General features: G+C 44.8%; 23 protein-coding genes. 9 read left to right on the top strand and 14 right to left on the bottom strand.

Features of this window, described 5'->3' with window-relative positions:
- Positions 1–44 precede the first annotated feature (44 nt).
- The 8 genes from QUB56_RS25975 to QUB56_RS25940 all read right to left on the bottom strand — a co-directional run bounded on the left by QUB56_RS25975 (position 45) and on the right by QUB56_RS25940 (position 5,794).
- On the bottom strand, positions 45–326 hold the full coding sequence (locus QUB56_RS25975; protein WP_332959106.1) for a YiaA/YiaB family inner membrane protein: 282 nt from the start codon (positions 324–326) through the stop codon (positions 45–47).
- 196 nt (positions 327–522) lie between these two features.
- Entirely contained in the window at positions 523–957 is a 435-nt protein-coding gene (locus tag QUB56_RS25970) for a PIN-like domain-containing protein (protein WP_332959105.1), read from the bottom strand.
- Positions 954–1,682, bottom strand: a complete 729-nt coding sequence (locus tag QUB56_RS25965) for a DUF433 domain-containing protein (protein WP_332959104.1) — start codon at positions 1,680–1,682, stop codon at positions 954–956. The genes QUB56_RS25970 and QUB56_RS25965 overlap by 4 nt, the downstream gene beginning before the upstream one ends.
- A gap of 381 nt (positions 1,683–2,063) precedes the next feature.
- Complete coding sequence (locus QUB56_RS25960) at positions 2,064–3,143, bottom strand: hypothetical protein (protein ID WP_332959103.1); 1,080 nt, start codon at positions 3,141–3,143, stop codon at positions 2,064–2,066.
- A gap of 76 nt (positions 3,144–3,219) precedes the next feature.
- Positions 3,220–4,197: a hypothetical protein gene (locus QUB56_RS25955; RefSeq protein WP_332959102.1), complete on the bottom strand. Its 978-nt coding sequence runs from the start codon at positions 4,195–4,197 to the stop codon at positions 3,220–3,222.
- Positions 4,198–4,253: 56 nt separating this feature from the next.
- The gene (locus QUB56_RS25950; protein ID WP_332959101.1) at positions 4,254–4,622 is read right to left on the bottom strand and encodes a hypothetical protein; all 369 of its coding nucleotides are present in this window, start codon (positions 4,620–4,622) and stop codon (positions 4,254–4,256) included.
- 61 nt (positions 4,623–4,683) lie between these two features.
- A complete protein-coding gene (locus QUB56_RS25945; RefSeq protein WP_332959100.1) occupies positions 4,684–5,385 on the bottom strand; it encodes a hypothetical protein in 702 nt (233 codons plus the stop codon).
- Positions 5,386–5,527: 142 nt separating this feature from the next.
- Complete coding sequence (locus QUB56_RS25940) at positions 5,528–5,794, bottom strand: hypothetical protein (protein WP_332959099.1); 267 nt, start codon at positions 5,792–5,794, stop codon at positions 5,528–5,530.
- Between the two features lie 253 nt (positions 5,795–6,047).
- Between QUB56_RS25940 and QUB56_RS25935 the strand changes: the two genes are divergently transcribed.
- From QUB56_RS25935 to QUB56_RS25915, 5 genes are all read left to right on the top strand, one after another.
- Positions 6,048–6,371: a helix-turn-helix domain-containing protein gene (locus tag QUB56_RS25935; RefSeq protein WP_006634885.1), complete on the top strand. Its 324-nt coding sequence runs from the start codon at positions 6,048–6,050 to the stop codon at positions 6,369–6,371.
- Between the two features lie 15 nt (positions 6,372–6,386).
- Positions 6,387–7,076: an ImmA/IrrE family metallo-endopeptidase gene (locus QUB56_RS25930; protein ID WP_332959098.1), complete on the top strand. Its 690-nt coding sequence runs from the start codon at positions 6,387–6,389 to the stop codon at positions 7,074–7,076.
- An 86-nt stretch (positions 7,077–7,162) separates the two neighbouring features.
- On the top strand, positions 7,163–7,468 hold the full coding sequence (locus QUB56_RS25925; protein WP_332959097.1) for a hypothetical protein: 306 nt from the start codon (positions 7,163–7,165) through the stop codon (positions 7,466–7,468).
- Between the two features lie 166 nt (positions 7,469–7,634).
- Positions 7,635–8,117, top strand: coding sequence for a hypothetical protein (locus QUB56_RS25920; protein ID WP_332959096.1), 483 nt, complete (start codon positions 7,635–7,637; stop codon positions 8,115–8,117).
- Complete coding sequence (locus QUB56_RS25915; RefSeq protein ID WP_332959095.1) at positions 8,111–8,992, top strand: YheC/YheD family protein; 882 nt, start codon at positions 8,111–8,113, stop codon at positions 8,990–8,992. The genes QUB56_RS25920 and QUB56_RS25915 overlap by 7 nt, the downstream gene beginning before the upstream one ends.
- 39 nt (positions 8,993–9,031) lie before the next feature.
- Here the strand turns inward: QUB56_RS25915 and QUB56_RS25910 are convergent, their stop codons facing one another.
- Positions 9,032–10,279 (bottom strand): L-lactate MFS transporter, encoded by a 1,248-nt coding sequence (locus QUB56_RS25910; RefSeq protein ID WP_332959094.1) that lies wholly within the window; start codon positions 10,277–10,279, stop codon positions 9,032–9,034.
- 359 nt (positions 10,280–10,638) lie between these two features.
- Positions 10,639–12,396 carry an arginine--tRNA ligase gene (gene argS / locus QUB56_RS25905; RefSeq protein ID WP_332959093.1) on the bottom strand — a complete coding sequence of 586 codons (1,758 nt, stop codon included), beginning with the start codon at positions 12,394–12,396 and terminating at the stop codon, positions 10,639–10,641.
- Positions 12,397–12,746: 350 nt separating this feature from the next.
- Between argS and QUB56_RS25900 the strand changes: the two genes are divergently transcribed.
- The 3 genes from QUB56_RS25900 (at position 12,747) to QUB56_RS25890 (ending at position 19,658) form a co-directional block, all read left to right on the top strand.
- Positions 12,747–13,142, top strand: a complete 396-nt coding sequence (locus tag QUB56_RS25900; protein ID WP_332959092.1) for a hypothetical protein — start codon at positions 12,747–12,749, stop codon at positions 13,140–13,142.
- A gap of 859 nt (positions 13,143–14,001) precedes the next feature.
- On the top strand, positions 14,002–15,393 hold the full coding sequence (locus QUB56_RS25895; protein ID WP_332959091.1) for a malic enzyme-like NAD(P)-binding protein: 1,392 nt from the start codon (positions 14,002–14,004) through the stop codon (positions 15,391–15,393).
- Between the two features lie 428 nt (positions 15,394–15,821).
- Positions 15,822–19,658 (top strand): PAS domain S-box protein, encoded by a 3,837-nt coding sequence (locus tag QUB56_RS25890; RefSeq protein WP_332959090.1) that lies wholly within the window; start codon positions 15,822–15,824, stop codon positions 19,656–19,658.
- A 170-nt stretch (positions 19,659–19,828) separates the two neighbouring features.
- Here the strand turns inward: QUB56_RS25890 and QUB56_RS25885 are convergent, their stop codons facing one another.
- Both QUB56_RS25885 and QUB56_RS25880 read right to left on the bottom strand, forming a co-directional pair.
- On the bottom strand, positions 19,829–21,217 hold the full coding sequence (locus tag QUB56_RS25885) for a cytochrome P450 (protein WP_332959089.1): 1,389 nt from the start codon (positions 21,215–21,217) through the stop codon (positions 19,829–19,831).
- A 76-nt stretch (positions 21,218–21,293) separates the two neighbouring features.
- Positions 21,294–21,518 (bottom strand): MAPEG family protein, encoded by a 225-nt coding sequence (locus QUB56_RS25880; protein ID WP_332959088.1) that lies wholly within the window; start codon positions 21,516–21,518, stop codon positions 21,294–21,296.
- Between the two features lie 281 nt (positions 21,519–21,799).
- Between QUB56_RS25880 and QUB56_RS25875 the strand changes: the two genes are divergently transcribed.
- On the top strand, positions 21,800–21,955 hold the full coding sequence (locus QUB56_RS25875) for a hypothetical protein (RefSeq protein ID WP_332959087.1): 156 nt from the start codon (positions 21,800–21,802) through the stop codon (positions 21,953–21,955).
- Between the two features lie 23 nt (positions 21,956–21,978).
- Here QUB56_RS25875 and QUB56_RS25870 read toward each other — a convergent pair whose 3' ends face one another.
- Both QUB56_RS25870 and QUB56_RS25865 read right to left on the bottom strand, forming a co-directional pair.
- Entirely contained in the window at positions 21,979–22,476 is a 498-nt protein-coding gene (locus QUB56_RS25870) for a GNAT family N-acetyltransferase (RefSeq protein ID WP_332959086.1), read from the bottom strand.
- Between the two features lie 92 nt (positions 22,477–22,568).
- A complete protein-coding gene (locus tag QUB56_RS25865) occupies positions 22,569–23,165 on the bottom strand; it encodes a tRNA isopentenyl-2-thiomethyl-A-37 hydroxylase MiaE (RefSeq protein ID WP_332959084.1) in 597 nt (198 codons plus the stop codon).
- Between the last annotated feature and the right edge of the window lie 80 nt (positions 23,166–23,245).

Here is a 23,245-nt window from a genome sequence, read left to right as displayed (position 1 = left end):
CAGCCCGCCCGGGCTGTTTGGTGTATACATTGTATAATTCAAGTTTATTTGAGAGGATGGTGCTCAGCGAGAATTTTCTCAACTCTAGCTTCGTCGATTCTGGCAGTTAATGTTGATGCCTCGTTGTTATCGCGAATGGTTTTTGCTAAAGTAAAAGACGAGCCGACTGAAAAAGTTAAACCCATACCCATAAAAGCTTTTTGCCAGGGGTCTACCTGTAAATAAATGATACCTACAGTAGTTGCGGAAATGGCAACAATAAAAGAAACCCAGCACTGAAGTATCCAAGCATTAGTATCTTTTTGACGTAGGATTTGTTTCTGCATAGTGCCTCCAGATCAAATATATCTTTTGGTGGATTAACTTAAAGCATAGAGAGTGCGACTGAAGCGGTCAGGAGAGCAGGGGACAGTTTATATAAGTGAACAGTGCGATCGGGCTTTTTACTAAATATTTCAACGCTGTAGATAGGGTTTAAGGCTCAAGGAAGACTCGCAGCGAGTAGACAGTTGGAAAACTGGACTAAGGGAGATTGATTTGGGATGTGGTTTTAGGGAGATTCAAAAGTGCTTTTCGGTTCTTGCAGGGCTTTACCAAACCCGACTGGTGCACCTTAGCGATGAAAGGTGCTTGATTCCCCCGAATAAATCTTTGCATATTTTCTAAGGCATTTACAAAAGCTTGTGCCATTACCTCTCTAGAAACATTGCCGTCCACCAATGCAAAAAGCCGTACATTGCCTTGAGCCACGGCTTCTAACTCCAAAGTACGGCTAGCGATTTTCTTGTCCTTTGTTAATACCACCCAATTGCGCTCTCCAACAATCCTCAGCCAATCCTTATCCTCGATATCTTGCTCAAAATGATCGTCGTGAATTTCTACTGTAGCCCCCACATTTCGTAGTGAATCTGCCAGGTTCCTTCCTAAACATCTGTCTATGAAAAATATCTCATTCATGCTACTACTAGCTGAAGTTCGCAGCGAATACCTTCCTCTATTTGGAGCCGATTGCAATTGTAGTCTTCGGCAAGTTCATCGATGGAATCCCCAGCTTTGTAACGTTCCGCCAGTATAGCTGTGGGAATGCCAGTTCCAGCTAAAACTGGGCGGCCAAAGGAGATTCTGGGGTCAATCATCACTGTTTTAGGTTCGTCGGAACCTGGTAGCTTCGTGAAAGGGTAGAGTTTGAGGGGTAATCCAGCTTCATCTCGTACAATGCGAGCGAAATAAGTGTTTAGAATCTGTTTTGCTTCCTGTTCCCTGTCGGATGCTGCAAGCTTCTCTCCGAATCTCTCACATAAAAGAGCTATTCCCTTGCGTTCAAACTCCCTTCCAGCATAGAAGAATTGAGGAGTCGAAAGATGACGCTTGATGTAGTCGAGTGCAGTGCTAAGTTGTTTTCGGGAGATGCCAGTAGCCTTAAAAATGGCAATCAAGACATGAGCCTCTACCAAATTTATGAAAGAAAGTAGTGTAGTTTTGGACTGGGGAAGCCGTTCAAAATTTTTGGGGTTAGGTAACTTAATCAGTGGCTCAAAGAAGCGCTTGTCCGCTTTTGTTTTCGAGGACCAGCCACCAACCCAAGATCGCAACCTGTCCTTCGGCAGCCGGAGATATTGCGCTGCTTCAGGGATAGAATATATAGGAATCTCGCGCGGATCGAAGTTGTCAGTATCAAGCATAGCAGTTGTCCTAATCCTAAATATTTATATTTTTGCACAGTTCGCGGGCGATCGCAAAAACCTCTCCCTTCAATACCCAGATACCCGACTTCTTCAAGAAATCGGGTATTTAAAGCAACCTAATTAGCTCCTAAAAGCCCTACGGATTATATCAAATATGTTAGCATCGGAATTATTCCTATCTCTCTTCTCCTCATCTGCGTAAATCAGCGTCAATCCCTTGTCATCTGCGGTTCCCGAAATTATCTTTTTTTAACCGCAGATACGGGCAGATAAACACAGATTAACGCAGATGAATTAGATCGAGTCCGGTTGCACCATCCATCGGGAATTGTTGACTGTTGACTGGATTTAACTATGCCGATGCAACCGGAACTGATATTACTTATTTTTTTGCTGAGTCTTTGCTTGTTCGATCGCAATTTCCCTGACTGCTTGCAAAGAGCTCAAATTCGATGCTCCCTCAATCGCCTTCACCGCCAAATCTTGAACCTGTTTCAAAGCAGAATCCAGTTGTTTCGACAAGCTAGCAAGGCGCGCATCTTGATTTTGAATTGTCTGCAACATCCCTTGAATTTGCAGTTCATAATTTTGCTTTTGCCCTTCGATATCTTTAGCAGACAAATCCGCCTTAACTTTAGCTTGATAATTGCCAATATTGCGGCCGTTATCTTTCCCGTTCTTGATATTAGCTTCCAGTTCTTTCGGGAAAGCTTCTACCTTAGCTTTCACCTCAGCATAAAGTTTTTCCCGTTCCGAAATAGATTTTTCGCGTTCCGCCCACTGTTTCTCCTGTTCTTGCTGAAACTCTTCGATTTCTTGATACAGCCTTTTCTGGCGCTGTTCGTATTCTTCGATGTCCAGATTTCGCTGAAGATTCAAATCATAATCATACAACTCTTCATCCCGCTCGCGAGCTTTTTGGTGATTCTCATTGCGTTCTTTAACGGCCAACTTTTGGAGTTCCTGCTCTTTTTCCCAAGCTTGCCGGCGTTCCAACAATTCCTGTTCAACAGTTTCGCGCTGTTCGCTGAGTTCGCCAGCAAAAGTTTTCGCGCTTTCTTCGTACTGTTGAATTAAATTGTCCAGCGTATCTTCTGCAACATCTTCTAAACTGTGCAACTCTTGCAGTTGTTGAATTTCCTCGCCTACGGTGCGCCGCAATTCTTCGAGTTTAGCAGCTTCAGAAGTTAATTTCTCAGACAACTCGCTGACAGCGCCGCCAAAGCCAAATTGCAGCAAAATCAAATTGTCGATTGTGGACTGCATTTTTTGTTGATTTTGAGTTAAAGCCATTGGTTTTTTTGCCTCCACAATAGGTTTTTCTGGGGCTGCTGTTTGCTTTTGGGAAGCGTTTAGCTGTTGGATTTGCGATTCTAACAGCGCTTTTTCTTGCGCTACTTCCTTGTACGCTTCTAAAATTTCAGCCTTGGTGCTTTTGTCGCTAACTCTTTTGTTCATGACTTTTGATTCCTTAATAGTTGGGAAAATTACTGTCATTTTTGCGTAAGGTGGGCATTGCACACCTTACTGGGTTTTAAGCTTTGCTGGCAAAAGCTTTCATTGCCAAATCTTGCGCTTGTTTCATCGTGGCTTGCAGTTGCGCGGAAATTTCGGCGATTTGTTCGGTTTGTCGCTCAATAGTCTGCTGCAAAGATTGCGCTTTCAATTCATATCCTTGCTTAGTGCTTTCCCATTCTTTATCCACTAAATCTGCCTTGACTTTAGCTTCGCGGGAAACTTCTTGAATTGCTTCTTCTTTGGCTTTGATATAAGCCTGTTTGAGTTCTTCTTCAAATCCGGCGGCTTTTCTTTGATTCTCTTCAAACTCCGCTTGATTGTCGCTGAGGACTTTTTCGCGCTGTGTCCAATTTTTCTCTTTTTCGCGGGTAGATTCTTGCAAATGCCGTTCTAGTTTGCGCTTCGTTTCTTCGTATTCGTCGGTTTCGATTTTGCGGGTGCGCTGTAATTCGTATTGGTAATCGGCTGTCTCTTGCTGGCGCTTTTTAGTTATGAGTGCAGTTTCTTCTTGAACTGCTGCCTCAAATTCTTGCTGTTCTTTTTCCCAAAGCTTGCGTTTTTGGGTTGTGTCTTTTTCGATAATTTCGCGTTGGTTAGCAGCGTTTTGTTCGAGCAGGGTCAATTTTTCTCGGTGCTCTTGAGTTAAAATGTGGAGGGCGTCTGCTACAACTCTGATTTGCTGCAACTCTTGCAATTGTTCGGCTTCTATTTCGATGGCGCGTTTTAATTCGTCTAATTTTGAAGATTCGGCCTTCAGTTTTTCGGAAAGTCCGCTGGTGATGCTGCCGAAATCTAATTGCAAGTCAGCCAAGCCTTTGACGATGCTGTCAATTGTGTAGGTGGAAGCGACTTCGAGGAGTTGTTTGTTTTTGGCTTTTTCGGCTGACTCTTCTTTGGTTTCTACTTTGGATTCGATCTTTTTCTTGTCGGCTAAAATCTGCTGAAAGTTTTGCAAAATTTTGACTTTGCTATCCTTGGCAGTTGCTATTGTCATAATGTTTGCTTCTCCTGATTCTAACTTGGCGAGACTTTTTAGTGAGACGTTTTCAGTTATTGTATGTTACGGAGTTGGCTGAGAATGGCTCTGTACTTTCTGGCTGCGTCGGGTTTTTCTTCGGGATTGGCGCTGGCTAGAATTTTGAGAAGTTTCCAGCAGCGATCGCACCGATTTCCTTGCCGGCAGCCGCACTCATCAATGATACTCAAAAGTGTGCCTTTTAACAATTGATTTTCGGCTAACAAAGCTCGGTAATTCCGCTGGACGGATTGGGCAACTAAAGTCATGTGTTGGAAGTCTTCGGTGAGACTTTCGATGTCGTTAACTGCGTCGGCTCGAATTTGGTCGAGCAGCTCAAGATTCTCTTTCAAACGGCTTTCTTTCAGGTTGGGTTGAGTTTTCAGATTCGTTAATTTCTTCATTTCTCTCTGCGTTGTAACAGTTATGGTAAAGGCGCGATTAAATCGCGCCTTTACAAGAGAATTAGAACAAGTCAGCAGTTGATTTGTCTTCCGCTGGCGGTAGCGACATACCGCCGTTGGAATTCAAAGCAATAGCATCGCTTTCACCGCCAGCGTGAGCGGCCATCAAGGAGGCAACTTGCTGCGCTGGCAGGTTATCTAAACACACCATAGCTTTTGTTCCTTCTAAGTCAATCATCCGCGATTGATTGCTAGGATCTGACAAAACTGCTGCGGCTTGGTCGATAACCGCCCAATCTTTCCGCTCGTTCCAAGACCATTTCAAGCTGTAGTAGTTGATCGGTTTTACTACTCCGCTATCATCTGGTTTTTGACCGGAATGTTTGACAAATTCGGGAATAAAAATTCCGGTTGCCGGTTCTACGCCGCGAGATTGAACTGATGCTACTAAGCGGTTAAAATCGTTCAAGCTGCGGTTTTTGATGTAGGTCACCATGATAACTCCTTGCGGCAGTTCGCCGGTTTCTGCGACAAACCACAGTTGACCCCACAGTGTGTGGGAAGTTTGACCGAGGGAACCGAAGAATTTGGAGAATTTGAGGATTGTCATGGAACACTTGGAACCGTAGTCTGTGTCGCCGATAGTCCACTGGCCGCTTTGACAGTTGTTTCGGACGGCGATCGGGATTTCCGGTACTAGCAAAGCATTGCTCGGTTTGGCACCAAATACTGAAAATGTCGGTCTTTCTTGTGTTTTAGTCATTGTTCGTTTTTCCTTGGTTATTGATTTATGTTCTGACAATTAGGAATCGGTAATTGGGAATTGGGAACTCACAAAAATCGAATTATTTTTCTTCCTTCTTCCTTCTTCCTTCTTCCTTCTTCCTTCTTCCTTCTTCCTTCGATTACCTAATTAGATGTGTTGTCGCTTTTGGTTCTGGATAGGTATACTCAAGCCTCGCCTCTTGTTGAGCTTTGATAATCCGCAGCGCGGCGAGCAAATGCTCTAACGTTTCTAGGTGCGCTGGGGTGAAGTGGATGCTGAAGCCTTCGCCATCCCGCGCGTAGCCGGGACACACCAGTGAGGCTGAGCTTTGTTCTTCGTGGGTGGCGATGTATAGCCAGTCATCGTCTTCGAGCTTGTAATGCGTGTCTGTCCAGGTTCTCAGCATTTGCGATCTGCTCCTCCTTATTTGCTGCGTACAAGCGTTTTGACGCCCAGCGCTTCTCACTCCTCTGAAGTTGACGGCGCTATATGTAGCGTTTTGGCTGGGATAATTTCCACTTTTGACCCTACAGGGCGGTTGATTTAGTTGATTAAACCGTCAACTACCCTCATGGTAGCCTGGGTTGATTTTCCCGTCAAGTGTTTTGTTGAACTTTTCATCAAAACAGGCTAGAATGCTTGTCAGGAGGCGAAAAACCGTGGAACAAACATTTGGAAGACTGATCCGTCAAGCTCGCAAGGACAAAGCTTACTCACAACGTGAGCTAGCAGCTATGCTAAGTGTGGACTTTACTTATTTGTCGAAGTTGGAGAACGATCGAGCGGATTATGCGCCAAAAGAGGAGGTAATCCGAGCATTAGCGCGTAATCTAGACATAAACGAAGAGGAATTGATTTTCTTGGCGGGGAGGCTGCCGCAGCAGTACGAAGCGCTGCTGAAGCAGAATCCGAAGGAAATGCAGGCTCTTTTCCGCCGAATGCAAGAAAATCCAGATTGGCTCAAACAGTCTTTTGAAGCGTAAGAGAGGCCCCTCATAGTGAGTATTTTTAAGCCGTATTGCTTCTATCCCAAAGAATCGATCGAGCGTTTGGCAAATGACATCTTGATGCAGATGCAGAAAACGCAAAATTTTGCTCCGAGATGGCCTTTTGATGCGACAACGGTTGCTGATTTTCTGGATTTGGGCGTAGTTTGGGAGTGCATTGAGCCGGATGAAGAGGGTGCGATCGCGGCGAGGATTTTGCCGCAGCAGCGGTTAATCGAAATCAACGAACAGATTCTGGAAAAACCGCCGGGCTTCATCGAATCGACGATCGCCCACGAAATCGGCCACTGGGTGCTACACGTCAATCAAGACGAAGCAGACGGCACTGTGGAACAGTTGGAATTCAACTTGGGCGATCGAGGAAAAACCGCCCAGGATGTCGAGGAACCGTTTGTTTGTCGGGGTGCGAGTGCTGATAATAAGGTTTTGTCGATCGAATGGCAAGCGCAATATTTTGCAAGCTGTTTGTTGATGCCTCGGTGTATTTTGGAGGAAAAAAGACAGGGACGCGATTTAACTAAGTGGTCGCATTTATACAAAATGAGAGATGAATTGGGAGTGAGCATTTCCAATTTGACAAACCGCTTGCAAGAATTCGATTGGATTTACATTCCCAAGGGAACGCGCGAGATTTATGCCGGGAAAGATGCGGCCAACGGGCAGCAGCGGTTGTTTGGATAAAATTTGATGAAATTTGAGATGAGAGAATTGCGATCGGTTCTCCCATCTCAAATATTTAAAATTAGATTGAATAATGAGGCTGCAAAATGGAAACAAAACGAGTAGCAGACTTGACAGTTGAAGAACTGCCAGCGATAATTCTCCAAACCAAACGAGTATCGGACTTAACCGTTGAAGAACTGAAAGCGATAATTACGGAAGTAGTAGATCGGCGGTTAACTTATTGGCTAAATTTATTCAATAAAAATCCATCACCTGTGCTTCCTTCGCGAACAAAAGAAGAACAAATGAAGATAAATATAGCTGCAATTGAGTGGTTAGATAAATGGGCAGAAGAAGGAGACGCTGAGGAACAGACAGAGACATTTGAATACTTGCAAAAAGTATTATAGCGGTTCTCGGAAAGATGAGGTATTCACCAATTAATTAACAATTCGCCAATCCCCCAATCTAAAATCTAAAATCTAAAATCTAAAATCTAAACTTGTACCTCATCTATCTGAGAAAGGCTATAGATGAAGACCGCCTGTCATCCTAGCGACTTTTATTTCAAAAACAATGATTGTATTATTAGATGCTGGTCTTTTAGGAACATTAACAAATCCCAAAGAGTCGGCTGTGACAGTGGAATGTCGGATGTGGGTGCGCTCTTTGTTGCTCAAAGGTTACAGGGTGATTTTACCTGAGATAGCCGACTATGAGGTGAGGCGAGAGTTGCTCCGTGCAAATAAACTGGCAGGAGTTAGACGGCTTGATGACTGGAAAGAGAGGCTTGAATACTTGCCAATAACGACACCTACAATACTCAAGGCGGCTCAGTTGTGGGCGACATCGCGCCAGATAGGAATGCCGACAGCAGGCCCCAAAGAACTTGATGGAGATGTGATTTTAGCAGCTCAAGCTTTGCTGGAGAAGAAGTTGTTATTGCTACAACAAATGTGGGGCATTTGTCCCGATTTGTGGATGCTGGTCACTGGCGAGATATTGACTGAGCGTACAGAAAAAATTAAAAGTCACAAGTTAAATTACATTTTATGCTAACCAATATTCAAATCCTGCTGGCAGCTTGCGAGGAATTAAATATCCCTTACGAAATCCTGCATCATTCCCAAAACTTGATTAGACTCAAACAGGGCGGCGAAGAATATTATTTTGTCAATTACATGACGCCATTTAACAGCGCGTCTGTAGCAGAGATTTTTAAAGACAAAGAATATACCTATCAACTCTTAAACGGCAAAATAAATACTCCCCGAGCTCTCGGTTTTGTCTCGCCTCAATGCCAGGAGAAGTATAAAAAGTATTTGATTTTCCCAGATATTGAATCAATAGTTTTAGAAGTCAACAAAAAATTCGCTTTCCCGGTGATTCTCAAAAGAAATCGCGGTGCTGGTGGCAACAATGTTTTTTTATGTAAAACTAGAGAGCAAATTAAAGAAGCCCTAGAAATTATATTTAACGTCAACAGCAAAGATTATGACGATGTGGCCCTAGCTCAAGAATATATCGAAATTGCCCGCGAATATCGGGCTGTATTCTGCAAAGAAAAGCTAGTTTTGCTGTACGAGAAAGATAAATCTCAGGCTAAATTTGCGGGGAATTTAAGCCCGCTGCACTGGGAAGGTGCAAAAGCAAAACATATAATTAACCCCAATCTCATGTCGGAGATTGAAGATTTTGTTAAACCTGTTTTTGCTGAAATTGCGATTAATTATGCGGGGCTTGACATCGCGCTAGATACAAAAGGAGCATATTGGTTGATTGAAATTAACTCAAGTCCCAATTACGATATATTTGTGAGAGATAACGATCGCCAAATTGTCGTAACAATGTTTAAAGGCATCTTAGAAAATTGGAAAAGCCGAGAAACCGGGTTTTTCACCGATATTCACGGCTCAAATCCCATATTTTCCTAAAAAACCCGGTTTCTTCGATCGGGGGTGGGCAAGTCCCGATTAAGAAACATCGGCTTCGGCTGCAATTTTAACCGCTGGCTTCAGCGCAAACACGGCGGTGATGATGCCAACAACCGCAAGAATTGCCGTAATGTAAAAAGCGTTGGTATAGCTGCCAAAAGTATCGCGAATTTTCCCCGCAGCAATTGTACCGAAAAACGCTCCAACTCCGTAGGCTGTATACACAATGCCGTAGTTTTTCGCGTAGTCTGTGGGGTCGAATAAAGTTAAAGTTGCCGTGGGCGCGATCGCCAGCCATCCTCCTAAGGACAGCCAGAACAAACAAAACGCAATGATATAAGTTGCGACTTGTCCAACGCCTGCCTGAGTCATCATAATCGATGCGATTAAGATGAGAATGTAGTTGGCTATCGCGGCATATTTTGGCTTAAATCGATCGGTTATCCAACCAAACATCGGACGCCCCATACCGTTAAATATGGCAAACAGAGAAACCGTTGCCGCAGCCGTTCCCGCGTCTAATTTAATAATTTCCTGCGCCACGGGAGAAGAAATTCCGATCGCGCCCAATCCCACCAGCGTGCCAATTGTGTAGCACACCCACAGCCCGTAAAATGCGGGAGATTTCATCATCGGTGCGATCGGGCTATTTACCGCTGTGCCCGATCGGGCGGCCGCAAATCCCGCAGGCGTCCATCCAGTTGGCGGCATTTTCAAAGCGGTCGAAATTGCCAAAATAATGACGGTAAAAGCGATGCCTAAAATCAGAAATGTTTGCGGTATTTGATAGGTATCGATTAAATATTTGGCAATCGGTGCGGTAATTAAAGGCGACAAACCAAACCCGATTACTGTTAGCCCAACTGCCAATCCTTTTTTATCGGGAAACCACTTGGCTGATACTGCTAGCGGTACGCCGTAAGCAATTCCCACCCCGGCACCGGCGATAACTCCATAGGTGAGTACCAGGACAGTAATATTAGGTGCAAATGCCGATAAAATATAGCCGATTCCCGTCACGACGCCGCCGACTGCGGTCACGGTGCGAGAACCGTATCGATCGATAAAAAAGCCGGTAATTGGCATCAGTACGGCAAAAACTACTAACAATACGGTAAACGGCAATAAACTATCCGTTGCACCGATATCGAGCTGCTTTTCTAGCGGCTTTCTAAAGATACTCCAAGAATAAACTGTACCCAGACAAAGCAAGACCGTGATTCCCAGCGGAACGAACAACCAGCGGCCTTTTTCTGCTGGCATTCCGAAAACTTTTGTTTCGTTCATGTTTTTAATTTTTATCGATGAGCCCTTAATAGGTAATGGCTGTGCATTCCCCGATAAATTGTAAATTTACTATAAGTTTGTTACCGATGAAATAATTGTGTTTAAAAAATATTAAACTTAACTAAATTCCGCGCGCAACTGGGAAATTTTTGTGAGAGATCGCAACGATCGCCCCATGGCTGAAAAGATGTTTCAAGACATCTTAGAAAGTTGGAAATAATGCGCTAAACTTAATTGGAGAAATGGGCGATCGAATTAAATAATGTAGGGTGCGCCGAAGCGCACCGCAACTAAATAATGTAGCGCACGGAGCACCGCAACTAAATAATGTAGGGTGCGCGCCCCGCACACCTTACCGCTTACATTCTTTCCAATACCTTAATCCCCAACAACTCCAAACCCAATTTCAAAGTCCTCGCCGTCAAATCGCACAAAATTAACCGCGAAGTCCGCAACGGTCCCTCAGATTTCAACACCTGACACTGTTCGTAAAATTGATTGTATTTTTGACTCAATTCAAACAAATACTGACAAATCCGATTCGGCAACAAATCGCCCTCAATAGCATTTATCACTTCAGTAAATTGCAATAAATGCTTGGCTAAAACTAACTCCGCATCCGACTGCAAAATTACTTTCGCACTAGCATCTAAATTCTCGAAATCAATCTCACCTTTGCGGCTAATTCCCCGCACGCGCACGTAAGCATACAGCAGATAAGGTGCTGTATTGCCTAGCGGCGCTAGCATTTGGTCGTAGCTGAACATATAATTGCTGATGCGGTTGTGGCTCAAATCGGCATACTTGACGGCGCTGATGCCAACTACTTCTGCAACGCGATTTTTAAATTCTGCTGTTTCCTCGCGCTCTTCTTTTGCTAATATGTCGTCCAGGACCCCTCGGAAACGGACGATCGCCTCATCTAACAAATCTTGCAACCGCACTGTATCCCCAGAACGGGTTTTTAACCTTTTGCCGTCTTCTCCCAATACCAAGCCAAAGGGAACGTGGACAATCTCGACATCTTCAGGAATCCAATTGGCTTTTTTCGCTACTGCAAATACTTGGGCGAAATGGTTGGCTTGTCCTGAATCTGTGACGTATATTAAGCGCTTTGCACCGTCTTTTTGTATCCGGTAGCGCACTGCTGCTAAATCTGTTGTGGCGTAATTGTAGCCGCCGTCGGTTTTTTGGACGATTAGCGGCAGGGGTTCGCCTTCTTTGTTGGTGAAACCGTCTACAAAAACGCATTTGGCGCCGTCACTTTCTACTAGCAAACCTAAGTTGCTTAAATCTTCCACTACTCCGGGCAATAGAGGATTGTAAAACGATTCGCCGCGTTCGGTTAATTTGATATCGAGCAAATCGTAGATTACTTGGAATTCGCGGCGGGATTGATCGCACAGCAATTTCCAAGCGCGGCGGGTGTCTTCGGCGCCTGCTTGCAGTTTTACTACTTCTTGGCGGGCGGTTTCTTTGAAGGTTTCGTCTGCGTCGAAGCGCTGTTTTGCTTGGCGGTAAAATGCGACTAAATCTCCTAAGTCTAGGGCGTCAGCGGTTGTGAGGGCTTCGGGGTGAACTTCGCGCAAGTATGCGATCAGCATTCCGAATTGGGTGCCCCAGTCGCCGATGTGGTTGATTCTGAGTACGTCGTGGCCTTGAAATTCGAGGATGCGGGCGATCGCATCTCCGATGATTGTCGATCGCAAATGTCCGACGTGCATTTCTTTGGCTATATTCGGACTCGAAAAGTCGATCGCGATTGTCTGAGGGGTTTTGGCGGGTTCAATCCCCAAACGCGAGTCGCCGGCGATCGCACTAATTTGCGCTTCCAAATAAGCCGGTTTGAGCTTCAAATTGATAAAACCGGGCCCGGCGATTTCTGGGGTTTCGCAGATGTCAGTAATATCTAGGTTTTCGATGATTGTCGAGGCGATCGTCCGTGGGGGCTTTCCTAACTTTTTCCCCAAACTCATCGCCGCGTTGCACTGAAAGTCCCCAAAGTTGGGATTGCTGGCGGCGGCTAGCATCGGATCTGCACCTGCATAACTTTCGCCGAATGCAGCGGTGAATGCTTTTTCAAATCTTGCTTTTAACTGTTGGGCGATCGAGTTCATCTTAAATATTTTGATTGGATGTTTATTTTCAACTCTAGATTAAGCAATTTTTGCTAATAATACTCTTACTACTTAGGTAATTTCCCCATCGCACCCTCGGACTCTGGCCCTCTCCCCATCGCACCACCTACTAGGAAATTTTGTACTTAGCTTTGAGCTGCCGAGCCGATCAAAATCACTGGCAGCGCTAACACCTAGTACATTTTATCACATTTGCTACCGCTACACCCATTAAAAAATGTCACATCTAGTCAATGATCTCGATCGCTAGATCATTTCTTAAATCGCTTACATTAAGGTATGTTAAAATTTTTTCAATGCACCAAAAAATCCTACGAAAGGAAGTAGTTATGTTACCTCAACCTATTTTTGGCGATCGCTCTCTGACCCAAGTCTTTTATCAAGCAGTAATCGGTCGCTTCTACAACGGTTTCAGTCTCTCCACCCAAGCACTATTACGAGAGTGTACCCTTGGCTTCGCTCCTTGTCCTGATGGAGTCAAAACCTTTTTCATCATCGCGCCGAGTCTGGATGCAGCAGAGCAACTAATTGACAAAATGGACAGTATTTTGGAGCGAGTTGCCGAACTCATGGCAGGAGTCGGACAAGTTGCCCTGTGCATACTTCCCGCCAGCAGCGAGGCAGAGCAATCAGTCGATCTGCAAAACTTAGAAAAAGTTCCCCCGGATTGTCTGGCTTGCAAATTCTTTACTATTATGTTTGCCGATGCTGCGACCGATCGATAAAATTGACAGTTAGCAACCAGCAACTGTGCACGGTTCGGCAGAAGCTGTGCCTGTGCCGACGCGGGCTAGATTGCCTATTAGTAACAGTCGCTGGAATTATCGGGTAAAGCGTCTAGGTAATTAGATCGCGCAGCAAGGTTGCACTCGCAATCGCAAGGCAAGTGTTAAACAAGCAGGCAATATATATCAAATGCCCGCTTCTGAGTCGATCGGATTTTTACCTGCCGGCTAAAACAGCCGTGCATCTACTTTTTACCTCCCCACTAAAAGCCACTAAAAAGCCGCATCAACTCTCCTGGGTGTCTCGCTTCAAAAGACAGCAGCAGAAATGAGGCGGTATCGCTGCAAAATAGAGTTTTGGGAAATATCTGCTGATGTTCACAATAAGCAGAAATATTATCAAAAATAGATAAGATTTGCGCGCGTTGACCGAAAGCATCCAGGATACAAGCCCCCGGATTCATCCGTTCAGAAATAAAAGACGTGTATCCGATGAAACTTGCCCCCCGAATTTATCCGTGGGCTCAATGCTTCAATCTAAAATCTCAAATCTCAAATCTAAAATCGATTGGCCTGAGAAACCCGGTTTAGAGGCCCGCGCTTCATATTCGCGGTTCGCTGCTTTCCTTGACAGAAAATAGGCTGTTTGTGGGCGAGTCACAAGCTATAGACAAAGCAAAGCTCAACTCAAAAAAAGATGAGTTTCCCAGCGACAACCAAAGGCAGTGCAGAGCGATCGTATCACAGGCTCATAGAATTTGTTAAAAATTTCAGTTGAAAATTTGAATTATTAAATTTTATGCCTAACATTGGCGATAAAATCTAAGATTGAAATTCTCAAATCAGAAATCAAGACATCATGGTAAAACTGACACCAAACCCCAGCTTTAGTTTAACAATTCGGGTTGCTCTGCCGAACCAGCCGGGAATGCTCGCAAGAGTCACTAGCGCGATCGCATCTGTCGGCGGCAACTTCGGCCAAATCGACTTAATCGAGCAAACCCGCGCCACTACCATTCGCGATATCACCGTCGATGCTTCGAGCACCCAGCACAATGAAGAAATAGTTCAAGCAGTGAAAGGACTGCCAGATATCAAAGTGATCGACGTGTACGATCGCACTTTCAACTTGCACCGCGGCGGAAAAATCAGCGTAGAAAGCAAAATTTCCCTCAAACGCCAGTCGGATTTGGCAATGGCATACACCCCTGGAGTCGGCCGCATCTGCACTGCGATCGCCAATGACCCGCAACAAGTTTATAACCTCACAATCAAACACAATACTGTTGCCATTGTTACCGACGGTAGCGCAGTTTTGGGACTGGGAAACCTCGGCCCTGCCGCCGCACTGCCAGTCATGGAAGGCAAAGCCATGCTATTTAAAGAATTTGCAGGTATTGACGCCTTTCCTATCTGTTTGAATACCCAAGATACCGAGGAAATTATTCGCACCGTGCAGAATATCGCCCCGGTTTTTGGCGGCGTTAACCTCGAAGATATTTCTTCTCCCCGCTGCTTTGAAATCGAAGCAAGATTGCGGGAAACCTTAGATATTCCAATTTTTCACGACGACCAGCACGGCACTGCGATTGTCAGTTTGGCAGCATTAATTAATGCCTTGAAAATCGTGAAAAAAACAATAGCAGAAGTGTGTATCGTGATTAACGGAGCCGGTGCGGCCGGAGTCGCGATCGCCCGGTTGCTGCGTAAAGCAGGTGCCCAAAACATCATCATGTGCGACTCCAAAGGCGTCCTCTCCCAAAACCGCACGGATATGAACCCAGAAAAACTAGAATTTGCTGTGTCCTCCAGCGGTACTTTGGAAGATGCGATCGCCGGTGCCGATGTATTTTTAGGCGTCAGCGCCCCAGGCGTACTCACCCGGTCGATGGTGCGTTCGATGGCAGAAAATCCCATTGTTTTTGCAATGGCAAATCCCATTCCTGAAATTCAGCCAGAATTAATTATGGAAGATGCGGCGATCGTAGCAACCGGACGCAGCGATTACCCGAATCAAATTAACAATGTTTTGGCATTTCCGGGGATATTTCGAGGTGCTTTGGACTGCAAAGCGACCACGATTACGACCAGTATGTATTTAGAGGCAGCTTATGCGATCGCCTCTTTAGTCAGCCCTTCTGGGCTTGACAAAGAGCACATTATACCATCTGTTTTTGACGAAAGAGTTGCCATTGCTGTCGCCGGTGCAGTGCAGTTGGCCGCCCGATCCGAAGGTATTGCCCGCAATTAATTGAAAAAAGAAGGAAGAAGGAAGAAGGAAGAAGGAAGAAGGAAGGAGGGAAGATACCATGTATAAATTAATGGTCTTTGTACCAGTTTTGTACTTCTTCTTTTGTGATTTTTCTGGTTTCTTCTCATTCCCTCTTTCCTCCTCCCCGTTGATTCTTACTCATTTTTGTTTCCCCATCCTGTCTTTTTCCTCAACATCCATCCGTTAAATCCCAATCGCGCGCTCGTTGCCGAACTTCTCTCGAACTAGAACCTCGAATCTCTTCCTTCTTCCCTCCCACCTCAGCATCCATCCGTTACATTTGTTAAATACCGTACACGGCTCGTTGCCGAACTTACTTCTTCTCTCTTCCTGAATCAATGATAAAAGTCACAGCAATAAACAAAATAAAAAGATATAATTAAATAATTAAAGTCCAGCTAGGTCAGATGCAAAGCCAGTTAGGAAAAGCCAACCGCGATCGCTGCAACTGCCAATTGTTAGAACTGTGCCCGATCGGGCTGGCATTGTGCCGGACGGACGGGACTTTTCTCGACGTAAATCCAGCTTTTGCAAGTATTATCGGCCGCACAGTTGCAGAAACTCTCCACCTCAACTACTGGGAAATTCAGCAAACACAGTGCGGGGGCCCAGAAAAATATCTAGACAGTCAAGCAAAAAATAGCTGCACGTGCCCGTGCTCGGCAGCATACAAACATAAAAACAACCATCTTGTACCCGTGCGAGTTTCCGAGTGGGCAATTGAAACAGAGGGAGAGTGCGCGATTTGGCTGAGTGCTGAAGAAATTTTTAGTCCGGGGCCTGAAAATAGCGAGCCGCTGGAATCAGCGCCGCCGCACTGCCATTCACATCTAGAAAAATTGCTGACACAGCAGACTGCCGAATTGGCAAAAACTCAGAAGCTACTCGCCGAAAAAATCGCCGAACTGGAACAGACTCAAGAAAAATTGCGTTTCCAAAGTCAAATTCTCGACCAAATTCACGAGTCGGTGATTGCTACAGATATGGACGGCTCGATCGCCATTTGGAATCAAGCCTCTCAAAAGTTATACGGCTATCAAGAAAATGAGGCGCTCGGACAGCACATTTCTCTAATTTACCCGCCAGAGCAGCACGAATTTTTATTAGAGGAAGTCATCAAACCGCTACAAGAAAAAGGCGCTCATGAAATAGAAGTTATAACACGCCGTAAATCTGGAAAAAAAATTTCCTCGCACTTGATACTTTCGCTATTGAAAGACAAGACGGGAGCAGTGGTCGGGATGATTTTCTATTTAACAGATCTCAGCGTTTGCAAAGCTTTAGAACAAGAATTAGCACAGAGACAAGCACTATTTGATGCCTTTTTCCAGGAGGCGCCGGCGGGGCTTTGCATTTTTGACTCCCAACTGCGGTACGTGCAAATTAATCAATTTCTAGCAGAAATAAATTGCCTGAGTCCAGCCGAGCACATAGGCAAGACTGTACGCGAAATATTGCCGAATCTCGCTCCAATGGTAGAGCCTTTGTACGAACAAATTTTGAGGACGAAACAACCCCTAATTAACATCGAGATGAGTGGTGACAATCCCAGAAGGCCGGGGTTGATCCGACACCTGACAGGCTCTTATTTTCCCCTGCTAGACAAAGATGGCGAGGCCTTCGGCATCGGTGCAGTCATAATTGACATTAGCGATCGAAAATTTGCCGAAGCTGCCCTGCAAAAAAGCGAACAGCTTTACCGCACTATGGCAAGCAACTTTCCTAACGGTGCGGTGATGCTGTTCGATCCAGAAATGCGCTACACCCTGGTAGAAGGTACAGAATTAGCGGCAGTGGGGCTTTCCAAAGAGTTGATGGAAGGCAAAACAATCTGGGAAGTATTCGAGCCAGATTTTTGCGGTGCCGTCGAGCAAAATTATCGGGCGGCACTGGCAGGAGAAACAGTTGTTACAGAATTTATTTACAGCGATCGCGTCTACCTCGGTTATACTTTGCCAGTCAGAAACGAACGGCAAGAAATTATCGGCGGATTGCTAATGACTCAAAACATTACGGCTCGCCACTTAGCAGAAGAAGCGCTGAGGGAAAGCGAGGAAAAATACAGGTGCATTGTCGAGACAGCCGACGAAGGAATCTGGATCGTAGATACGGAGGGTAAAACTACTTTTGTCAACCAAACAATGGCCGATATGCTCGGCTGCACCGCTCTTGAAATGATCGGACAGTCGCTATTTGCTTTCATGGATGCAGAAGGCATCGCGATCGCAAAAGTGAGTCTCAACCGCCGCCGTGAAGGAATTCGCGAACAGCTCGATTTTAAGTTCCGTCGCCGAGACGGCAGCGACTTGTGGGCGATGGTTTCTACTAATTCCTTGGCAGACAAACAAGGACGCTATGTGGGCGCTTTGGCAATGGTTGCCGACATTACCGATCGCAAGCAAACAGAAGCCGCCTTGCAGCAGTCGGAAGCCAAATTTCGATCGCTCTACGAATTAACCAGTTTGCCTGTTTTGATGTTATATGACAATTGCATCACCGATGCCAACACAGCCACCCTAAAACTATTTGGCTGCACTACCCCGCAACAGTTGTACGGCAAAAACCCAGGTCAACTGTCGCCTCCTTTCCAACCCAACGGCAGAGATTCTTTGAGCTTGGTTAACGAAATGATGGATCTCGCCTTTGAGCGGGGAAAGCACCGTTTTGATTGGGTTTATCAGCGCTTAGACGGTACTGATTTTCCCGCAGAAGTCGTGCTGACAATCATCGAGGTGGGAAATGAAAAAATTATCCAAGCAGTGATCCAAGATTTAACCGATCGCAAACTTGCAGAAGAAACATTAGTGCGATCGGAACAAGCGCTCAGACAACAAGCTCAGCGAGAACTACTGCTCAATCAAATTGCCAACCAAATCCGCACTTCTTTAGATTTAGACACAATTGTAGAAACCGCCGTTCAACAAATTCGCAATCTGATGCACCTAGATTGGTGCATCTTCACTTGGTATCGCCCCAACAGCAATCCTCCGGTTTGGGACATAACTTACGAAGCGAAGAATGCAGATTTGCCGAGTATGATCGGCACTTATCCTGTAGACAACAAATCTAGTCTCGCAGTGCGACAGATTTTGCGGCGAGAAATTCTGCGAATTGATGATGTCAGCACTTTTGAAGATGTAGAATTGCGCGAAGTTTTGCAGGCTTCAAATTTTCAATCAGTGCTGTCGCTGCCAATTCATACTGCTTCCGGCGAAATAGGGGTGATTAGCTGCTATCAGGCTATGTGTATGCGGAATTGGAGCGAATCCGAAGTCGAACTGATGCAAGCGGTGGTCGCTCAAATTGCGATCGCGATCGACCACGCCGAACTCTACACCCAAACCCGCACAGCGGCCCGATTAGCTCAAGCTCAAACTCAACAGCTAGAACAAACTTTGCACCAACTCCAACGCACCCAAACTCAATTAATTCAAAGTGAAAAAATGTCTAGTTTGGGACAGTTAGTAGCAGGTGTCGCCCACGAAATTAACAACCCCGTTAATTTTATCTATGGCAATCTCAGCTACACCAGCGAATACACTCAAAACTTGCTAAGAATGCTGAAAATTTACCAGCAGGAATACCCGCACCCAACCGCAACAATCTTAGATGCAAGAGAAGACTTTGAAATTGATTATATTATTGAAGATTTACCGAAAATTTTAGCATCTATGAAAGTCGGAGCCGATCGCATCCGCGACATAGTTTTGAGCCTGCGGACTTTCTCAAGACTTGACGAAGCAGAAATGAAACAAGTTGACATTCACGAAGGCCTTGAAAGCACGCTGCTGATTTTGCAAAACCGCATGAAAAATAAACCCGATTACCCGACAATTAATCTGATTAAAGAATACGGTAATTTGCCTTTAGTTGAATGTTATCCCGGTCAGTTAAATCAAGTATTTTTGAATTTGTTGACCAATGCGCTAGACGCATTGGAAATGGAGATGAATAAATCCGATCGCACCGCCAAAAATCTCGCAATTACGATTCGCACCGAAGTAACCGACCATAACTCCGTTGCGATACGGATAGCTGACAGCGGCTCCGGGATGAGCGAAGATGTGAAAAAGCGCTTGTTTGACCCGTTTTTTACTACTAAACCCATTGGGAAAGGAACTGGCTTAGGATTGGCGATTTCGCACTCTATTGTAGTAGAAAAACACGGCGGCCAGCTTTCTTGCAATTCTGTATTGGGAGAAGGTTCAGAATTTGCGATCGAAATTCCTCTGCGGCAAAAATAAATTAAAAGCCGTGGTATCGGTATCCTATGAATTCCGGTTGCATTGGAATGATTAAACCGCAGAGTACGCTCCAGAACGCAGAGTCTCCAGAACAGAGAGATGAATAATTCCGAGGAAGCGCGGATTTGATATCATATCATCTGTGCTCGATCGACCGGATTTGATAGGATTCAAATCCTACCCTTTACCACCAGAGGCACACCACCAGCCGGTGCCATTGTCACACCCCGGCGTACTGGCATCACCGGACTATTTTCTGCAAGTTCTAAAGAGTATCGAGACAGCACTTTCGCCAATACTAACTTCATTTCAAACATTGCAAATGCTGCGCCAATACAGCGGCGGTTTCCTCCCCCAAACGGCAAATATTCGTAAGGCGAAAATTGACGTTCTAGAAAACGTTCTGGTTTAAAACGCTTAGGTTCCGGGTAAATATCAGGACGGTGGTGAACCAAATAAATACAGGGAGAAAGTACCATTCCTTTGCGAATATTATAACCCATTAACTGCATCGGAGCTTGCACAAGGCGCGGAAATGTAAAAAATAGGACCGGATAAATCCGCAGCGTTTCGCAACAGACAGCATTCAAATACGGGAGTTTAGTTATTGGGGCCGGATCGCAATTTTCGACATCAATAGAATTGAGTTCTTGCAGCAGTTTTTCACGAACTTCTGGGATGTAGTGAATCCAATATAAAGCCCAGGCTAAAGCTGTTGCTGTAGTTTCGTGTCCTCCGAATAACATTGTCATTAATTCATCCCGCAATTCCACGTCGCTCATCGGTTCTCCTGCTTCGTCACGAGCTGAAATTAACAAGCTCAGGATGTCTTCTCCCAATGGTTCAGACTGATTTTTGCGTCCGCGAATTTCTTGATAAAGCAGTTCATCTAAACGCTGTCTTTGTCGCAGAAATCCTCCCCAAGGACTCCAAGCACCTAAATCTTTTTGCAACGACTTGATAAACAAAAATGTAGCGTTTAATGGATTGCTAAACAGGCTGAACATATTAATCATTAGTTGCTGAATTTGCTGGTAGCGTTCTCCTTCGCTCAGCCCGAAAACCGCGTGCAAAATTACTTCCAAGGAAACTTCCTGCATAGTTGATTGCGCGATAACCGACTTACCAGGAGTCCAATTATTAATTACTTTTTCGGTGGTATTGCGGATGATTTGTCCGTAAGCTTTCATGCGTTCACCGTGAAAAGGTGGCATTAAAAGTTTGCGCTGCTGCAAATGTCGATCGCCATCTAACAACAATAACGAATTGGAGCCTACTAAAGGTAGCGTTATGTGATTTACTGTACCGGATTCAAAGAGTTTGGCATCGGCTGTAAAAATTTCTTGAATAGCTTGAGGATTGCTAATAATTACTAGGGACGGAAAGTTGGTGGATTGGCTGAGAAAAATGTCGCCGTAGCGTTGATAATTACTATCTAAATAATACAGAGGATTTAAAATTCCCCGCACTGTCTGAACAAATTTAGGGTCTTTAGGGCCGTCTAGCAATTTGTTGGTAGCATGATTTTGAGAGTGAGTTTTCTCTGTGGGAATAGTCATTTGTTTTTCTCCTAGTTTTAGGGTTTCACAGGACTAATGAAAGCATAAGTCTTATTTCACAAAACTATCAAATCCCTCAGCTATTGACAAATAGTACGCGGTAAGCATCATAAATTAGTACGGCAATAGTAGGATACAGAGTAACTCCCAGGCCAAAAGCTCGTTCGATAGGCTCTTTGAGATAGCCTATCCAAAACGCTATTCTTCCGAAAACAAACAAAGTTGCCAAAATTGGAATCAGCTTGATGCTGTAAGTATCTAAAAAGGTAGAAAGGATTAAACTGCCTACAAAAAACAGCACAAATTGCTCTCTTCGTGTTGCTCAGATAACGCAAATTAATCCGCATTGCTTCTGATTCGGCATTTGCTAAAGGGTTGATGGCTGGGCTGCTAAATCTACCATTACCAACTGCAACTATGTCGGCAAATAACATCAGTACCGGAAATATTTGGCAGCGAAGGGTGAAAATTAGGCGCGACTCTGCGGTATTCAATAACGGTAGGGGCAGCCCTATCACATAATAATATCAAATCCGTTAGCATCGGAATAGTAAATTCGAGTTGACTGTTGACAGTTGACGGTTGACAGTTGACAGTGAACCGTCAACTGTCAACAGTCAACATCATTCCGGTGTAACCGGAAATGATATAACCAATCAGTACAAAAGTAAGGCAGAAGATAAAGGCAGAAATGGCTCGCCCAATAACTATTTGCTGTTGTTGATTGAAACTGAGTAAATTAATCATTGTTTACACAAAACTTATTGTAGCTTTTTTATACCTAGAGATTTTACGTAAACCCGATCGCACCTTTGCGTCTCCACACCACTTGTCGGTAGATATCCGCTATTTTCGTACATTTGAACCGCTTCTTTGAGAATGCTAGCAGTTTCTATCCAGATTTCATCAAAGCCGCGAGCGATAATTTTATTTTCCAATTCTTGCAGTAAAAATTTCCCCAAACCTTGTCCTCTTGCTGCTGGCAAAATATACATTTTGCGAATTTCCACAGCATTATTCCCGCGCTCAATCGGATAGTAACCCGCCGTACCGACTATTTTATCCTGCCGTTCAACTACCCAAAATTCGCCGCCTTTATTGTGATAATGCAGTTCTACATCATAGACATCTCGATCGGCCCCGTGAGGTTCACATTTTAAACCGTACTCGGCTAAAACATCCCTAATTAAATAGAACGCCTCCGCGCGATCGCGCGTTTCCCAGGAACGAATTAAAAAATCGAGATGTTGGGTTTTCATTGGTTGTTGCAGCTTAATATTTATTTTTTGACTTTAGCAACTGTAAAATTACTGATCTTTTGTGTTTTACCGTCTTTAAATGCAGCTAGCTTTTAACTGTGAATTCTCGGTTCAGGATGAAGAATTGCCAGTAACTCGCTTTCTACTAAGGATAATTCCTCCAGCCGGTCAATCACAAGAGCGCGATCGAAATAAGTTGTTGCCAAAATCCAATATACCCCGTAATGGCGCGCTTCCGAAGCCATCAAACTGCGGTAAAACTTAGCCAATTGGGCGTCGGGACAGCGATCGCCCAGCAACCCCAACCGTTCGTGACTGCGGGCTTCTATCAAACCAGAAACTAACAAAGAATCCAAAAGTCTCTCCGGTTCCTGCTTGCGAATTTGGCGGGACAAACCGGCACCGTAGGGAGGCGCGGCCAAAGGGCCCAAAGCAATGTTGCGCTGTTCTAACCGCTGGTTGACTTGCTCGAAATGCTCTAATTCTTCGCGGGCGATCGCCGTTAGCATCCTCACCAATTTTTCCCGGGCTGGGTAGCGAAACATTAAATTTAACGCTACTCCGGCCGCTTTCCGCTCGCAATGAGAATGGTCTAATAAGATTGTATCCAAATGGGCGATCGCCTGTTCTATCCAAGCTTCCGAAGTCGGCTGTTTTAAAAACTTAATAGTTGGCAGTGTTGAATTCATTAGTCATCAGTTATCAGTCAATCGATTTTAGATTTGAGATTTTAGATTTTAGATTGACCCCACGGATAAATGCTCTTTCT

The sequence above is a fragment of the Microcoleus sp. AR_TQ3_B6 genome, assembly GCF_036702785.1.
In the GTDB taxonomy this organism is placed as follows: domain Bacteria; phylum Cyanobacteriota; class Cyanobacteriia; order Cyanobacteriales; family Microcoleaceae; genus Microcoleus.
Note: the sequence above shows the minus strand (reverse complement) of the source record. Positions and strands in the feature narration are given on the sequence as shown.

Excerpts from the sequence above, each read along its gene's own strand:
- QUB56_RS25975 (WP_332959106.1), bottom strand. The coding sequence starts at position 326 with ATGCAGAAACAAATCCTACGTCAAAAAGATACTAATGCTTGGATACTT.
- QUB56_RS25970 (WP_332959105.1), bottom strand. The coding sequence starts at position 957 with ATGAATGAGATATTTTTCATAGACAGATGTTTAGGAAGGAACCTGGCA.
- QUB56_RS25965 (WP_332959104.1), bottom strand. The coding sequence starts at position 1,682 with ATGCTTGATACTGACAACTTCGATCCGCGCGAGATTCCTATATATTCT.
- QUB56_RS25960 (WP_332959103.1), bottom strand. The coding sequence starts at position 3,143 with ATGAACAAAAGAGTTAGCGACAAAAGCACCAAGGCTGAAATTTTAGAA.
- QUB56_RS25955 (WP_332959102.1), bottom strand. The coding sequence starts at position 4,197 with ATGACAATAGCAACTGCCAAGGATAGCAAAGTCAAAATTTTGCAAAAC.
- QUB56_RS25950 (WP_332959101.1), bottom strand. The coding sequence starts at position 4,622 with ATGAAGAAATTAACGAATCTGAAAACTCAACCCAACCTGAAAGAAAGC.
- QUB56_RS25945 (WP_332959100.1), bottom strand. The coding sequence starts at position 5,385 with ATGACTAAAACACAAGAAAGACCGACATTTTCAGTATTTGGTGCCAAA.
- QUB56_RS25940 (WP_332959099.1), bottom strand. The coding sequence starts at position 5,794 with ATGCTGAGAACCTGGACAGACACGCATTACAAGCTCGAAGACGATGAC.
- QUB56_RS25925 (WP_332959097.1), top strand. The coding sequence starts at position 7,163 with ATGGAAACAAAACGAGTAGCAGACTTGACAGTTGAAGAACTGCCAGCG.
- QUB56_RS25920 (WP_332959096.1), top strand. The coding sequence starts at position 7,635 with ATGATTGTATTATTAGATGCTGGTCTTTTAGGAACATTAACAAATCCC.
- QUB56_RS25915 (WP_332959095.1), top strand. The coding sequence starts at position 8,111 with ATGCTAACCAATATTCAAATCCTGCTGGCAGCTTGCGAGGAATTAAAT.
- QUB56_RS25910 (WP_332959094.1), bottom strand. The coding sequence starts at position 10,279 with ATGAACGAAACAAAAGTTTTCGGAATGCCAGCAGAAAAAGGCCGCTGG.
- argS (WP_332959093.1), bottom strand. The coding sequence starts at position 12,396 with ATGAACTCGATCGCCCAACAGTTAAAAGCAAGATTTGAAAAAGCATTC.
- QUB56_RS25900 (WP_332959092.1), top strand. The coding sequence starts at position 12,747 with ATGTTACCTCAACCTATTTTTGGCGATCGCTCTCTGACCCAAGTCTTT.
- QUB56_RS25895 (WP_332959091.1), top strand. The coding sequence starts at position 14,002 with ATGGTAAAACTGACACCAAACCCCAGCTTTAGTTTAACAATTCGGGTT.
- QUB56_RS25890 (WP_332959090.1), top strand. The coding sequence starts at position 15,822 with ATGCAAAGCCAGTTAGGAAAAGCCAACCGCGATCGCTGCAACTGCCAA.
- QUB56_RS25885 (WP_332959089.1), bottom strand. The coding sequence starts at position 21,217 with ATGACTATTCCCACAGAGAAAACTCACTCTCAAAATCATGCTACCAAC.
- QUB56_RS25870 (WP_332959086.1), bottom strand. The coding sequence starts at position 22,476 with ATGAAAACCCAACATCTCGATTTTTTAATTCGTTCCTGGGAAACGCGC.
- QUB56_RS25865 (WP_332959084.1), bottom strand. The coding sequence starts at position 23,165 with ATGAATTCAACACTGCCAACTATTAAGTTTTTAAAACAGCCGACTTCG.